We start from the raw sequence: 14,419 nt of genomic DNA on the forward strand, positions 1-14,419 counted from the left end.
TTGATATAGTTTTTACTAAATTTATACGATTGATAATTTGGAATAATAATGAGTTTTAGAAATAGTAAACAATTCTTTTTTATAGGAAGTTATACTGAAATGCTAACAGAAGATTTCGGGGGTTCTGGTGAAGGTATCTATTCAGTAATGATGGATTTAATCACAGGAAAAATTGAAACTATTAAAACGTATAAAGTTGAAAATTCAGCGTATCTTATATCTAATTCATCGATGCTTTATGCCATATCTGAGTTGGAAACACAAAACCATCCAAGAGTTAGTGCGTTTAAAGTGAAGGCTAAAGGAAAGCTACAGTTTCTAAATAGGAAAGCAGTTGATGGAAGTTTGCCATGTCACATTAATTTACATAACAAAAGTTTGCTTATCGCCTGTTATGGTTCCGGAAACTTGCTGTCGTTTCCTTTAAATGATAATGGAGAAATTCTCAAAAACAATTATAATTTTAAACATTCAGGAAGCAGTATAAATAAAAATAGACAAGAAGCGCCACATGCACATCAGGCAGTTATCCATCCTAATAATAAGTCTGTTTTTGTACCAGATTTGGGCATCGATACTATTAAAGCTTACAATTTTGAAAAAGATATTCTAACTCCAAAACCAGAACATGATATTACCATTCCAGAAGGCAATGGTCCGCGCCATATTGTGTTTAATAAAAAAGGTGATTTAGCATATGTTATGAATGAATTAACAGGGAATGTTGCGGTTTTAAAACTAAAAGGCGAAAAGTTTCATTTTAAAAAACTATATAACTCGCTACCAGAAACCTTTAAAGAATTGCCAAGTGGTTCAGCCATTAGAATTCATCCCAACGGAAAGTTTTTATATGTTGGCAATAGAACAATTGATGCCATTACTATTTTCGAAATATCTGATGATGAATTGCTAGTGTTAGACAGTCAAAAAACAAATGGCAAAACATTAAGGGAATTTAATATTACTCCTGACGGTAATTGGCTAATAGCTTGCCTACAAGATTCTAACGAAGTCGTAAGTTATGCTATTAATTCAAACGGAAAGTTAGAAGAAAAAAGCAGAAATAAAACCATTACATCACCAGTTTGCGTATGTTTTAATTAGGGCGTTACCCCGAAAAGGGGTCGGGCTTTCGGAGTCGCTCCCTCCTACGTCGGGGAGCTTCAACAAATCCCTCAATCCCTAACGCGGGTATATTTGCTAATATTATGCTTAATCAAACACTAGTTTGAATAAAATAAGCTTGTCCATTAAATGATAAGGGAGAAGCTGAAATCAACATTGCTTAGTTTAAAGTTTAGTTGATGCTAATTTTAAACGCAAAAGCATGGGCTCCTACTTTCTCTGGAAGTTGAATATGAAGACCATCTTCTTTAACTTTAAATTTTAAGTTTTTTTGACCTCCTAAAAAGTCAATTGATTTTATGTCTTTATTTAAAAAGAGGTTTCCTTTTTTAAGGATTTAATAATCAATTTGTTGTCTTCTGGCCAATCTAAAGCTATAGCGAAAAGAGTTTCTCCTTTTGTTGTAAATCGAATGTCTTTAGACGTATTGTCGGCATTTTCTCGCTCGCTTAAATGGCCTTCCACAACCTTTGCGTCACCTTCACCATAAATATCAAAAGTACGTGTGCCATAAATAGCTTCTCCGTTAACTTTTAACCATTGTCCCATTTCTAAGAGACGTTCTTTTACAGGTTCAGGGATTGTGCCATCAACTCTAGGAGTAATATTTAATAGTACTGCGCCATTTTTACTCACAACATCAACTAAAAAATCAATTAAACGGTTAGTAGATTTATAGTCAGGATTACTAATATGGCTCCATGATTTCCAATCGATAGAGTCATCTGTTAACCAAGGAAAATCTTTCTTTTCACTCATTCTAGCGCGTTCTAAATCATAAACAGCTGTTCCTTCAGCAAAATCGTAGAATTTGTAAGTAGATACTACTTCTTGGTTCTTCTTTTCTGCTTCATTGTAATAATATTGTAAAAACCCTTTTCTGTGAGCTTCACTAACAACATCCATTTTGTTGTCAAACCAAACTAAGTCTGGGTCGTATTTGTCAATAATTTCTTTTAACCTGTTTAGCCATTCATCATTAAAAGATTTATCTGCAACTGGATAATAACGATTAAGTCCTTGATCTATCTCATGCTTACTTTTAGGCATTTGATTGTCACCTTTTTTGAGTTTTGGTCCATATAAACCTGCGTATTTTGGGTCAGAAGCATCAGTAGTCTTATCCCAAGTTGGATACCATCCAAATAACCATTGGCGGTGATAGGTAGCAATAAATTTCATGTCTCTTTTACGGATTTCTTTGGATAGTTCTCCCATGATATCTCGTTTGGGGCCCATGTCTTTCGCATCCCACTCAGTTAAATCACTATCCCACATGGCGAATCCATCGGCATGTTCAGAAACTGGTCCTGCAAATTTAGCACCAGATCTTTGAAATAAATCTGCCCATTCTGCTGCATCAAATTTTTCAGCGGTAAACATGGGAATGAAATCTTTATACCCAAATTCATTTAAAGGGCCATACGTTTTTACATGATGCTCATAAAACTTGTTTGGTTTACCGTTTTTAGCTTCTGGATTATCGGCATTTACATACATCCAGCGTGCATACCATTCGTTTTCGAATTCAGGAACAGAGTAAGGTCCCCAATGGCAATAGATGCCAAATTTAGCATCTAAAAACCATTCTGGTGTTTCGTGTTTCTTTAAAGATTCCCAATCAGCTTCATAAGTAATTGAAGTTTTTTCTGAATCTTTTTTGCCTTCTTGTTTTTTAGTTTTGTCATTACATGCTAACAAAATTGAAATAAGAAGTAATGATATTAATATTCTCATTTTTTAGGTTTAGTTGTTTTCTATATGTTCTTTTTCTTGGCTAATAAAATGTGATCACATACTAAAACCAATTCATCTTTTTGGTTGAAGATTTCAACATGTTCGTTGATATGACCTAGTTCGGGGCGTTTGTATTCTTTTTTCTCTGAAATAGTAACAACTACCCTAATGGTGTCACCTATATGTACGGGTTTAATAAAACGTAATCGGTCATATCCCTTTGAAAAAGCTTCTGGATTTATTTCAGTAGCTGTCATGCCAATACCAACAGCAAATGTTAATGTACCATGAGCAATGCGCTGCTTAAATGGCTGTGAAGTACACCATTCAGCGTCCATATGATGTGGGAAATAATCACCTGTATGTCCTGCATGAACCACAAAATCGGTTTCGGTAATGGTTCGCCCTAAGGTCTCTCTTTTATGACCTAGTTTGTAATCTTCGTAAAATTGGGATTTTATATGCATGTCGTAAAATTATTCGTAGTTTAAATAAATCGTTCTTTTTTGTAGATAATGGTCTAATCCGTAAACACCATCTTCACCTGCTGTTCCAGAGGTTTTATGTCCCGAATGATAGCCTTGAATATTACCAATAATCATTTGGTTTATGAAAATAGTACCTACTTCCATAGAGTCTATAGCTTTTTGGTGAATTTTATAATCGTTTGAATATAAATAAGCCGATAAGCCTTCCTCTCTATCATTTGCAAGTGCTACAGCTTCTTCAAAACCATCAACCTTTACAATAGGCATTACTGGTGCAAATAATTCTTGACTAATTGTGGCATCATTACCTTTTACATTTCCTAAAATAGTAGGTTTGTACCAATTACCTTTTTCAAAATAAGCACCATCTGGTCTACCACCTCCTAATAGTACTTCTGCACCTTGCTCAATATTTTGTTTTACGAGGTCATCAACACGATTTAAACCTAATTTACTAACATTAGGCCCCATATTTACTGAAGTGTCAAAAGGATCTCCTACTTTAATTTGTTGGGTTCTTTTTATTACTTTTTCGGTGAATTCATCTGCAACTTTTTCATCTACAAACACCATTTCATTACAAATACACACTTGTCCGCAATTAGCATATCTTGAAATTACTGCAGCTTCAACAGCTTTATCTATATCGGCATCTTTACAAACAATAAAAGGTGCTTTTCCTCCTAATTCTAAAATTAAACCTGTAATATTTTCAGCAGCTGCACGATACATAGCTCTACCCGCTCTAGTGCTTCCTGTTAAAGAAATTAATTTGGTTATAGGACTTTCAACTAACAATGATGCGGCGTCTGCAGTTTTTGTAGACACCATATTTATTACACCTTTAGGAATACTAGATTCATCAACTAAGCGACAAAATTCTGAGGCTGTAATAGGCGTTAACTCATGAGGCTTAATAATCATAGTATTTCCTGTAGCTAGCGCTGGCCCAACTTTTCTGCCAATTAAAGCTAGTGGGTAATTAAAAGCGCATAAACCAACCGTGACACCATAAGGCACTTTGTAAATAGATAATCTTTTATTAGCAGTTTCTGCTGGAAATATGGCACCTTGAATTCTACGTGCACCTTCGGCAGAATAAGTCATGTAAGTAACAGTATCGTCTACTTCACCTAGCGCCTCTGGATACGTTTTGCCTTGTTCCATAACTAGAAGTTTTGCAAAATGCTCACGTTCAGATTTTAGTTTGTTTGCAATTTCATAGATATATTGAGCCCTAGTATTTGCAGGTGTCAAACTCCAAGATTTTTGTGCTTTTTCTGAAGTTTCTAAAGCATGTTGTACATCGTCTTTGGTACAGGCAGTTACTGTTGCAAATACCTCATTATCTGCTGGATTTTCTACCTCTATAATATCTCTAGTATTATCATCCAACCATTCTCCATTGATGTAGCACGAATAGTGTTTTATGTTTGTGTCCTTCATAGTTTAGCTGTTAAAATGTTATTCAAAGTTGGGTTTGCGTTTCTCTAAAAATGCTTGAAACCCTTCTTTAGCATCAAAAGTGTCATATAATTTATTCACGTTTCTTCTTTCTAAATCTAAGAAGTCTTTTAAAGACATACCAACACCTTTTCTAATCGTTTTTTTAATGGCAGCCATTGCTTTTTTTGGACCATTGGATAGGTTTTTAGCATATTCTAAAGCCTTTTCTTCAGCGTCTTTTTCTGAGAATAATTTGGTGATGAGTCCAAAATTATGAGCGTCTTCAGAAGAAATTGTGTCTCCAGATACTAATAATTCTAAAGCTCTAGAGCTGCCAATAAGTTGCACCAATTTTGGAATACCACCATTTCCAGGCATTAATCCTAAGTTAACTTCAGGGAGGCCTAATAAAAACTTTTTATTAGAAGCGATTCTAATATCGCATGCCATAGCAAGTTCCAAACCACCACCAAGTGTATGACCATTTAAAAAAGCCACAATTATTTTGGGGCTTTTGGCTATTTTGTTCGCAACTTTATTAGCCATTACCACCATTTCTTTATTTTGTTCAGGAGTGTTTTTATTAAACACTTTTATGTCGGCACCAGCACAGAAAAATTTTGGGATTGCACTTTGAATTAGTATAACCGAAATGCTATCATCCTTTTTAATGTCTTTTAAGAGTGTAATGAATGCGTTGAAAAAGTGAATGTCATAACTATTAGCGGGTGCTTTATCAATAGTTATGATGCCTAATCTGTTAATTTGACTATAATGAAATGGCATAGTTTATTTTTTAACTTATTTAAAAATAGATATTAATTAAGTGTCGTTATGTTTTATATATCATAAATAGGAGTAACCCCTCCATTGTCATTTGAATCATAAGCCGCTTCAACAATTGCCATAGAGTGTACTACATCTTCAACGCTAGTTGGTAGTTCGTTTGTTGAGCCTTCAACATAGCGCATTAACGAAGCCATAGTGCCTACAAAAGCATCTGGAAACCATGAGCCTTCAAGTTCAACTTCTACCCATTCATGAGATTTGCCTTCCTCAACAATGCAATATTGAAATAAGTCTGGTTTTCCGTTAGGATAATCTAAAAGTAAACCGATTCTAGCTTTAATTGCCCCTTTAGTGCCTTCCCATTTCACAAAGCTTTCTTGATTTTTATCTCCAAAATTATGGTCGTGATTGGTATTGATAATTGCTCTCATGGAATCACTATAATCCATTATAGTTGTTGTTCTAGTGGATGACATTGATTTTTCAGGATTCTTCAATGTTTTTGAATATACTTTTTTAGGGTTTCCTAAAAATGAACGAATTAAATCTATATAGTGAATACTGTGCTGCTGGATTTCTAAACGTGGATGATTAACTACATTAGGGAAATATTCCCAAGGTGTGTATGTGGTTAGGCGTATTTCAAAATCATAAAGCTCACCAATATGCCCTTGTTTAATTAAATTTTTAGCAGCCATAACATAGGGTGCAAAACGCATCTGACAGTTAATTGAGGCTTTTAGTTTTTTACGTCTGCAAACTTCTAAAATCTCCAAGGTTTGCTTATAATTATCACCCATTGGTTTTTGAATTAATACGGCAGCTTCATCGGGCAATACTTCTAAAGTAGAAATAAACTGATTTGGCATTAATGTTAAGTCGAAAACTGCATTTTCTGGTGCATCTGCAACCATATCTTCTAGATTATCGTAAACATTTGGAATGTTATAACTTTTAGCTAAATCTGTAGCGCGTTGTTTGGTCCTATTAGTAATGCCTTCAACAGTAAAGCCTGCATTTTTATATGCTGGTAAATGTGCATCTCGTACTATACCACCAGCTCCAATAATATAAATGGGGCGATTTTCTTTGGGTAATTCTGGTTTATAAATTAACTCCATAATTATATGTTTTCAATGCGATGTGTTTCTTTTTGAGCATCATCTAATATAGTCTTAATTTTTTCTGAAGTATTAATGACTTTTAGTACTAATGCATCTATAATATCGGCTATTTCAGACCAATTGCTTTTTCTGGGAAGCGATCGTGTTCTTTGTGTAATTCTTCTAATTTGTGATAATAAGGAACTTCTTTATTGACATCGGTGTCATGCCATGTAGATTTTCGGCAACCAATAGCACCTTTAAGGGTTAGCAATTTGTCATTCGCTTCATTTACTGCGAATTTGATGAATTCGTAAGCCAAATCTTTGTGTTGGCTTCCGCTACCAATAACGTACATCCAGTAGGCATTTAATGAGGAGCCTTCTCCATTTGGGCCAGCAGGGATATTTGTGATATCTACTTTCCCTTTTACTTTAGAATCTTTTATAAATTCACACATAGAAGCAAAACCAAACCAATTAACCATCATTGCAAGTTCGCCATTAGCGAATGCTATTCCTGATTTTACCGAATCGAAATCGCGTGAATCTGGATGTATAGCATTATTGTTTTTTAGCGCCTTACGATAAAAGGTCATGCCTTCCATGGCTTCTTCAGAATTTAATTTGATGTTTTTGTTGTCATCAAAAAGTTCCCCATTGCGAGTCCAAAGTTGTAAGCAGAAATCGAAAACAGTATTGTGTCCATCAGGATAAGCAGCAAATGTTGTTCCATAGAGATTGTCATTTGGTCTGTTGAAAAATTCTGCAACCTGTATTAAATCATCCCAAGTTTCTGGGATTTTAAGTTCTTTTCCATGTTCAGCATAAAAATTTATTTTTTCTTCCATTGAATCAAATAAATCTTTTCTATAAATTAAGCATTCTGGCCCATCATGAAAAGGAAGACCTACTGTTTTATTGTCAAATTCCTGCTTGTATAACAATGAGCGAGACCATCCATCTGGAAAACCTTGAGGTGGGTTGTTTTTAATGTAAGGTGTTAAATCTTCAATAGCATTTGTAGTGTAAGCCTCAGTAATCCAATCTGTATTAATTAGTGAAACATCCCAGTTTCCATTTGATAAGCCTTTTTCTTTAAGAATTGTATCGTACAAAGGATGTAGGTCTAAAGGAATGGCTTCAAGTTCTAGTTTGCAGCCTGTTTTTTTACAAAATAAATCCCATATTTCAGCAATAGCGCTTTCAAAGGCGTCAAATTTTCTAACTGCTATTCTGAATTTATGCTGTGCCATTTAATCAATCAGTTCTTTTACAATAGATTCTGTGTTTTCACCAAGTTTAGGAGAACCAATTGGTGAGGTTAGATACTTGCCATCAATTTTAATTGGGCAACGCGTAGTTTTGTATTCAAACCCATCACTCATTGTAACTTTTTGAATCATATCTAGCACTTTAAAACCTTCTTCTGAAAACAGAGTTTTCCAATCCATAACTTTAGCACACCAAATGTCGGCAGGTTCTAAAATGGATAACCATTTTTCAGAAGTATCCGTAATTAAATGATTAGCTAAAACCTTTTTTATTTCATCTCTTTTCGTAAACCAAGAAGGAATTTCTGTGTATGCTTTTAGAGGTTCACATCCTAATAGTTCTCCAAGAAAAGGAATTGATCCCATAGCCAAAACTAAATACCCGTTCTTAGTTTTATAAATGCCATATGGTGCTCCTAAATAAGCGTGGGCACTATTGTTTTTTGGTCTAACTGTTGGTTGTCCACCATCATGATAAAATGTGGTTATGGATTCAAACTGAAAATCTAAAATAGATTCTAGCATATTTACTGATACTTTACTGCCTTCTCCTGTTTTTGAAAGTTTAACTAGAGCAGCCAATATACCTTGAGTCAAATGCGCACCAGATAAAATATCTACTAATGCTAAACCAATAGGTGTAGGCCCGCTACCTTCAATACCGCTTAACCACGTAACGCCAGATAGAGATTGCGCTAACAAATCTTGACCAGGTTTTGTGCGCCAAGGCCCTTCTTCTCCATAACCAGTAATACTACCGTAAATAATATTTGGATTGATGGCTTTTATGGTCTCATAATCAAAACCTAAACGCTCGATAACGCCTGGTCTGAAATTATGTACCAAAACATCGGCTTTTTCAATAAGTTTTAAAACACGTTGTTTATCTCTGTCATTTTTTAAATCTGCTTGAAAACTTTCTTTGTTTCTATTTATAGCTCTAAATATGGAAGATTCTCCATTTAAATTCACATTTGAAACATAGAGTTGTCTACAAATATCACCAATTTCAGGGCGTTCTACTTTTATAACTCTTGCACCTAAATCTGCTAGTCTTAAAGTAGCTGATGGTGCTGATAAAAACTGACTTAAATCTATAACTAAAAGGTCTTGTAATGGTTTCATGTCAAATTATAGATTGAATTCTTTAATAATGTCTTCGGTATGCTGACCAACTCTTGGAGCAGGTTTATTAGAAAAAATACGTTCGTTATTCATTCTGATAGGGCATCTTAAAGTATGTACTTCTTCACCTGAAAGTAAAGGTAGTTTTTGATCTATTTTAAGAACTTGATATGCATCATGTTTGAGTAGTTTTTCGTAATCAAATACATTTGAGCACCAAATACCTTCTGGTCTTAAAATTTGTAACCATTCATTGCTTGATTTTGTGATGATTTTGTCTCTTAAAATATCCATGATTTCATCACGTTTTGTAAACCATGTTTTTTCATCTTGATAGTTTTGGATTTCTAGACAATCCATAATTTTGCCAAGTTTTAATAAGGAGCCCATCGCTATTGAAATATAGCTGTCTTTAGTTTGGTAAACGCCATAAGGTGCACCCAAATATGGATTTGCAGCACCTTTTTTAGCACGTTTTAGGGGGTGGTTTCCATCATTAAGATAGGTGGTGATTACTTCGAACTGTAGATCTAGAGTAGATTCTAAAAGACTCACTTCAACCAAAGCTCCTTTATTTGTTTTAGCACGCCTAACCAAGCTTGCTAAAATACCTTGTGCTAAATGTGTACCTGTAATAATATCTGAAACCGCAGCACCAATGGGTGTAGGGGCGTCATCACGATTTCCAGTTAAATTTGTAAAGCCAGACATGGCTTGAATTAGTAAATCTTGCCCTGGTTTTTTTGCCCATGGACCTTTAGTGCCATAACCTGTAACTGTAGCGTAAACTAATTTTGGATTTATATGTTGTGTTGTGGTATAATCTAAACCAATTTTTTCCATAACTCCAGGTCGGAAGTTATGTGTCATTACATCGGCTTGTGCAATCAGCTTTTTTACACGCTCTAAATCTTCAGGGTCTTTTAGGTTTGCAGCGTAAGAATCTTTATTTCTATTTACGGTATGAAATACCAAACTACTTCCGTCTAGAAATAGATTTTTAAGTGCTATTTGTCGTCCTGCTTCACCAGTATTTGGACGTTCTATTTTTATAACTCTTGCTCCTAAATCTGCCAATTTTAATCCAGCTGAGGGACCAGCCATAAATTGTGCAAACTCAAGAACTAAAATGCCTTCTAATGGTTTCATTCTAATTAAATATCTAGTGATTTTTTATATAAAACATTTAATTTGTCTAGCAACGTTTTCTCATCGCCACCATGCATTAAATAGTTTCTAATTGGCGCTCCAGCTCTGTCTTGAAAATACATGTGTCCGTTGTAACGCGGACGTAAAAATGCACGGTCTAAACCTGGTAATGTGTTTTTGAAAAAATTAGCAGTTAAACTATTGGTATGCTCGTCTGTCCAAGCTTTTCTATGTCCTGGTTGTCCGCCATTATCAAAAAAAACTGTTTTTTGACAAGCTTCCGAACCTACATATTCCACATACTTCATAACCGTTTCTATTTCTTTTGTTTCTGCTGAAACCGCTAAACCTGTTCCTCCCAAAGTGGAAATTGCACCAACGCCATTAATTTCTATCATATCATGAAAATACAACAGTTTCCGAGCGTATCCTTTTCTGCTGTAGTTGGTGTAGCCATAAGCCCATGGGCAATAAACGTATTTGTCAGTTTGTGTCATAGCTTCATAAATCTGAATTGGATTCCAATCAAAAATTTGCGAATCCATTTCAACAGCTAAAGCTCTTAATAATTGCAAAGCTTTAACTCCTATTTGTTCACTAACAACGTGCTCATCAGAAGTACAAACCTTTTCACCTAAATTACAACACATCATATAAAAATTCATTAATGTATCTTGAGGAATCCCAGGCATAATAACCAAACCTTGTTTAGCAAGAGCTAACAAATCATCATAAGTTTTAGGTAATTTTAATCCTTTGTCTCTTAAAATATCAGGTCTGCTAGCAGCTACAGGAGTTGCCGCATCAACTGCTAATGCCCATTGGTGTCCATTAGATGAATAGCTTTCGTGAGAGCGACCCACGGAGTTTTCTTCCAAATCTTTCATGAATTCCTTCGGAAGATATTCATCTAAAGGTAAAATCACATTGTTTTTTCCCGCAAATCCAGCCCAAAGGATGATCTATAATTAATAAATCGTAACGTTTTGCTAATTCATTTATTGGCTCATCAGCAAAGGCTTGAAGCGAGCGTTTTTCCCAAGTAATATCAACATTTGGGTTTAATTCAGAAAAACGTTGTGCTGTAGCAACCATAGATGTAAATCCTCTACTATGATTCCAAGTAATTCCTTTTAATTGTACGTGTTTTGTAATCATTTTTATAATTTAACTCAATATTATTAATGACTTGTTGTTTCGCTTCCTAACCAGCTACCATATGCCATAATTACAAAGGATATAACCAATATTAAAAGTGCTATAATTAAGGTGGTGTTGGTGCGCTTTGATACTAGTTTCCATTCTTTCATAATGATACCAACAATGTAGCTAAAGAATATAAGCATAGACATGTGTAGGACCCAACTGGCAAACTTGTATGCGCCCATTTGCACATGTGCAATGCCATAAAAGAAAAATTGACCATACCATAAGGCACCACTTAATATGGACATCACAAAATTTAATATGAAATTTTTTTGCCAACACCTTTTACATCAACTAATTCTTTTAAAGTACCGTTTTTTAATCCAGCAATGGTAAACCATATAAAGTTGGTAATGAATGCACCACCTGTTGAAAGGATGAGGTTGGCATTACCTTCAAAGTTTCCTGCGCCGTATTCGCTTGCAATTTCAGCTACTGGAGCACCAACTTCTAAAGAAATTCCGAAAACAGCAGATAAAACACCTGCGATTAAGGTAAGCGTTAACCCTTTTTTCATGTTAAAGGTTAGTGGCTCTCCATCATTTGCATTATTGTTTTTTAAATCCTTTTCTTTTCTGTAGCCCGCAACACCACAAATAATGATACCTATTAAAGCCATAAACATGCCGAAGAAAATAGTATAACCACCAGCGCCATATAATTTTTCAGAAAACTCATCGTGCATTATTAAAGGAACAATGGTTCCTAAAATAGCAGAAATACCAATAGAGATAGTATATGTTAAAGAGTAGCCAATATGTTTAATGGCGAAGCCAAAGCACATGCCTCCAAAGCCATATACGGCACCCAGTAATGTGGCATTGATTAAAACTTCTGAGGATGCTTCTGAGAACACATCCATAAGGTTTGGTACTGTAAGAAATCCGATTAAAAATGGAAATATAAACCAAGCAAAAGAGGCTTGAACAATCCAATAAGAGTCCCAAGACCATTTTTTTACTTTTTGAAAAGGGACATAGCAGGTTGAAGCCGCAACTCCTCCAACAGCGTGAATTAGTGTGCCGAGAATTGGATTTGCCATACGTGGTTTGTTTAGTTGATGTTAAATAATTTATATACAAAAGTATATTTTATATATGAAATTTAAAAGAAATAATTCATTTTTATTAGATTTGTCATAATTGATTGAAAATGGCAGAGACTCAAAAGATGAAATATAATGCACCGGCACTTGATAAGGGATTAGATATACTTGAGTATTTATCTAAAGAAGGTGTGCCTTTATCTCAAGTAGAGATTGCACAAGGCATAAATAGAACACCAAGTGAAATTTACAGAATGTTAGTTTGTTTAGAGGAGCGTGGTTATGTTTTACGAGGAGTTAGTGCTGGAAAATATAGACTGTCACTTAAAATGTATAGTTTGTCTCATACCCATACGCCTTTTGATGAGTTAAAGCGTGTGGCTAGATATCCTATGCAAATATTATCGGAAGAGACAAGACAATCCTGTCATTTAAGTATTATGAATAATGACCAGCTTTTAGTGATTTCTCAAGAGCGAAGCCCTAGTGCTGTTTCATTGTCTATTGAGGAGGGAACACATTTCCCGTTATCAAAAACAACATCTGGGATAACTCTTTTGTCTATGTTAAAAGAAGAGAGAAGAACTGATATTTTATCGAGAGATGCGCATTTTAAAACATGGAATGAAGCAGAAAAGATGGTGTTTTTGGATGAAATTAAAGACGCAGAACAACAAGGGTTTCGGTTTGCTAAAAGTAAACTTACTAGTGGAATTACCGATATTGCTGTTCCGGTTGGATTTTCTAATTCAGATTTAACTGGTGTTTTGGCAATTTCAGTATTTTCTTCAAGCTTAGAAAAAGAAATAAATATGGATTTTATTTTAAAATCTTTAAAAACTGCTCAAAAGGATATTAATCAATTTATTGTTGGGTAGTAGTTTGTTGTAAAAAATTATTTAGTGGTTAAATCTCTAAACAAACTCTCCAAACTCACATTTTTCTGATTCAATTGTAAAATTTTCAATTGATTGTCATGTGCAAAATCGAATACATAAGAGCGCATGTCTTCAGCAGTTCTAAATGTAATCTCATAAACAAAATCATAAGTATTTACCACTTTCGTAACCTTTGGTAGTTTTAGTAAAAAGGCATCTTCAATCCGATAATCAAATTCTACAATTACAACTTGTTCTTTTTCGTTTCTTAATTCTTTTAATTTTTTGTCGGCAACAATTTCTCCTTTATTAATAATAATAACACGATCACACATGGCTTCTACCTCTTGCATAATATGTGTAGATAGAAAAACGGTTTTAGTTTTTCCAATAGATTTAATGAGGTTTCTAATATCTATTAGTTGATTTGGATCTAAACCAGTAGTAGGTTCGTCTAAAATTAACACTTCTGGGTCGTGTAATAAAGCCGTTGCTAAACCAACACGTTGACGATATCCTTTTGAGAGTTGTCCGATTTTTTTATGAATCTCGGGAGTTAATCCAGTTAATTCAACAACTTCATTAATTCTAGAGGTTTCAACTTTATAGATTCCAGCATTAAAACTTAAATATTCCTTTATGTACATGTCTAAGTACAAAGGGTTATGTTCTGGTAAATAACCCACACTTTTTTGAATACCTTGAAGTTGGTCAGAATCGTAACCGTTAACCTTTGTTTCTCCAGATGAAGGCTTGATGTAGGTTGTTAAAATCTTCATCATAGTAGATTTTCCAGCGCCATTAGGTCCTAAAAAACCAACAATTTCTGGCTGCTCAACATTGAATGAAATGTTGTTGAGGGCTTTCTGATTACCGTAAAGTTTTGAAATGTTGTTGACTTCAATAGACATATTGTGAAATTGTTTTGTCAAAAATAGTGATTATGTAACGTAATCTAAATTTTGGTATAAAATCTTTAAAACTTTTAATAAACTCTAAAAAAATCTTTTATTGTATTTTGATTTCTTAAAATATTAATTACTTTAGCCACCGTA

At 34.4% G+C, this 14,419-nt stretch carries 15 protein-coding genes; 2 read left to right on the forward strand and 13 right to left on the reverse strand.

Going from position 1 to position 14,419, the window contains the following annotated elements; all coding sequences use genetic code 11:
- The first annotated feature begins 48 nt into the window (after positions 1–48).
- On the forward strand, positions 49–1,104 hold the full coding sequence (locus AC0L5U_RS17265) for a lactonase family protein (RefSeq protein WP_473417689.1): 1,056 nt from the start codon (positions 49–51) through the stop codon (positions 1,102–1,104).
- Positions 1,105–1,434: 330 nt separating this feature from the next.
- Here AC0L5U_RS17265 and AC0L5U_RS17270 read toward each other — a convergent pair whose 3' ends face one another.
- The 12 genes from AC0L5U_RS17270 to AC0L5U_RS17325 all read right to left on the reverse strand — a co-directional run bounded on the left by AC0L5U_RS17270 (position 1,435) and on the right by AC0L5U_RS17325 (position 12,483).
- Positions 1,435–2,862, reverse strand: a complete 1,428-nt coding sequence (locus AC0L5U_RS17270) for an alpha-L-fucosidase (RefSeq protein WP_473417690.1) — start codon at positions 2,860–2,862, stop codon at positions 1,435–1,437.
- A gap of 20 nt (positions 2,863–2,882) precedes the next feature.
- On the reverse strand, positions 2,883–3,329 hold the full coding sequence (locus tag AC0L5U_RS17275) for a MaoC family dehydratase (RefSeq protein WP_473417691.1): 447 nt from the start codon (positions 3,327–3,329) through the stop codon (positions 2,883–2,885).
- Positions 3,330–3,338: 9 nt separating this feature from the next.
- Positions 3,339–4,796 carry an aldehyde dehydrogenase family protein gene (locus tag AC0L5U_RS17280; RefSeq protein WP_473417692.1) on the reverse strand — a complete coding sequence of 486 codons (1,458 nt, stop codon included), beginning with the start codon at positions 4,794–4,796 and terminating at the stop codon, positions 3,339–3,341.
- Positions 4,797–4,814: 18 nt separating this feature from the next.
- A complete protein-coding gene (locus tag AC0L5U_RS17285) occupies positions 4,815–5,582 on the reverse strand; it encodes an enoyl-CoA hydratase/isomerase family protein (RefSeq protein WP_473417693.1) in 768 nt (255 codons plus the stop codon).
- Positions 5,583–5,635: 53 nt separating this feature from the next.
- A complete protein-coding gene (locus tag AC0L5U_RS17290) occupies positions 5,636–6,706 on the reverse strand; it encodes a Gfo/Idh/MocA family protein (RefSeq protein WP_473417694.1) in 1,071 nt (356 codons plus the stop codon).
- 109 nt (positions 6,707–6,815) lie between these two features.
- The gene (locus tag AC0L5U_RS17295) at positions 6,816–7,943 is read right to left on the reverse strand and encodes an ABC transporter substrate-binding protein (protein WP_473417695.1); all 1,128 of its coding nucleotides are present in this window, start codon (positions 7,941–7,943) and stop codon (positions 6,816–6,818) included.
- The gene (locus tag AC0L5U_RS17300) at positions 7,944–9,086 is read right to left on the reverse strand and encodes a CaiB/BaiF CoA transferase family protein (RefSeq protein WP_473417696.1); all 1,143 of its coding nucleotides are present in this window, start codon (positions 9,084–9,086) and stop codon (positions 7,944–7,946) included.
- Between the two features lie 6 nt (positions 9,087–9,092).
- A complete protein-coding gene (locus AC0L5U_RS17305) occupies positions 9,093–10,235 on the reverse strand; it encodes a CaiB/BaiF CoA transferase family protein (RefSeq protein ID WP_473417697.1) in 1,143 nt (380 codons plus the stop codon).
- 5 nt (positions 10,236–10,240) lie between these two features.
- The gene (locus AC0L5U_RS17310) at positions 10,241–11,161 is read right to left on the reverse strand and encodes a carbohydrate ABC transporter substrate-binding protein (RefSeq protein ID WP_473417698.1); all 921 of its coding nucleotides are present in this window, start codon (positions 11,159–11,161) and stop codon (positions 10,241–10,243) included.
- Positions 11,142–11,393, reverse strand: coding sequence for a hypothetical protein (locus AC0L5U_RS17315; RefSeq protein WP_473417699.1), 252 nt, complete (start codon positions 11,391–11,393; stop codon positions 11,142–11,144). The genes AC0L5U_RS17310 and AC0L5U_RS17315 overlap by 20 nt, the downstream gene beginning before the upstream one ends.
- 23 nt (positions 11,394–11,416) lie before the next feature.
- The gene (locus AC0L5U_RS17320) at positions 11,417–11,689 is read right to left on the reverse strand and encodes an L-rhamnose/proton symporter RhaT (protein WP_473417700.1); all 273 of its coding nucleotides are present in this window, start codon (positions 11,687–11,689) and stop codon (positions 11,417–11,419) included.
- An 8-nt stretch (positions 11,690–11,697) separates the two neighbouring features.
- Entirely contained in the window at positions 11,698–12,483 is a 786-nt protein-coding gene (locus AC0L5U_RS17325) for an L-rhamnose/proton symporter RhaT (protein ID WP_473417701.1), read from the reverse strand.
- 110 nt (positions 12,484–12,593) lie between these two features.
- Here AC0L5U_RS17325 and AC0L5U_RS17330 point away from each other — a divergent pair, with 110 nt between their 5' ends.
- A complete protein-coding gene (locus AC0L5U_RS17330; protein WP_473417702.1) occupies positions 12,594–13,364 on the forward strand; it encodes an IclR family transcriptional regulator in 771 nt (256 codons plus the stop codon).
- 17 nt (positions 13,365–13,381) lie between these two features.
- Here the strand turns inward: AC0L5U_RS17330 and gldA are convergent, their stop codons facing one another.
- The gene (gene gldA / locus AC0L5U_RS17335; protein ID WP_473417703.1) at positions 13,382–14,275 is read right to left on the reverse strand and encodes a gliding motility-associated ABC transporter ATP-binding subunit GldA; all 894 of its coding nucleotides are present in this window, start codon (positions 14,273–14,275) and stop codon (positions 13,382–13,384) included.
- Positions 14,276–14,419: the final 144 nt, after the last annotated feature.

Source organism: Jejuia sp. G7-7 (genome assembly GCF_055808955.1).

Coding starts and splice junctions, on each gene's coding strand:
- AC0L5U_RS17285 (WP_473417693.1), bottom strand. CDS start 5,582: ATGCCATTTCATTATAGTCAAATTAACAGATTAGGCATCATAACTATT.
- AC0L5U_RS17330 (WP_473417702.1), top strand. CDS start 12,594: ATGGCAGAGACTCAAAAGATGAAATATAATGCACCGGCACTTGATAAG.
- gldA (WP_473417703.1), bottom strand. CDS start 14,275: ATGTCTATTGAAGTCAACAACATTTCAAAACTTTACGGTAATCAGAAA.
- AC0L5U_RS17265 (WP_473417689.1), top strand. CDS start 49: ATGAGTTTTAGAAATAGTAAACAATTCTTTTTTATAGGAAGTTATACT.
- AC0L5U_RS17270 (WP_473417690.1), bottom strand. CDS start 2,862: ATGAGAATATTAATATCATTACTTCTTATTTCAATTTTGTTAGCATGT.
- AC0L5U_RS17290 (WP_473417694.1), bottom strand. CDS start 6,706: ATGGAGTTAATTTATAAACCAGAATTACCCAAAGAAAATCGCCCCATT.
- AC0L5U_RS17305 (WP_473417697.1), bottom strand. CDS start 10,235: ATGAAACCATTAGAAGGCATTTTAGTTCTTGAGTTTGCACAATTTATG.
- AC0L5U_RS17280 (WP_473417692.1), bottom strand. CDS start 4,796: ATGAAGGACACAAACATAAAACACTATTCGTGCTACATCAATGGAGAA.
- AC0L5U_RS17300 (WP_473417696.1), bottom strand. CDS start 9,086: ATGAAACCATTACAAGACCTTTTAGTTATAGATTTAAGTCAGTTTTTA.
- AC0L5U_RS17295 (WP_473417695.1), bottom strand. CDS start 7,943: ATGGCACAGCATAAATTCAGAATAGCAGTTAGAAAATTTGACGCCTTT.
- AC0L5U_RS17315 (WP_473417699.1), bottom strand. CDS start 11,393: ATGATTACAAAACACGTACAATTAAAAGGAATTACTTGGAATCATAGT.
- AC0L5U_RS17325 (WP_473417701.1), bottom strand. CDS start 12,483: ATGGCAAATCCAATTCTCGGCACACTAATTCACGCTGTTGGAGGAGTT.
- AC0L5U_RS17275 (WP_473417691.1), bottom strand. CDS start 3,329: ATGCATATAAAATCCCAATTTTACGAAGATTACAAACTAGGTCATAAA.
- AC0L5U_RS17320 (WP_473417700.1), bottom strand. CDS start 11,689: ATGTCCATATTAAGTGGTGCCTTATGGTATGGTCAATTTTTCTTTTAT.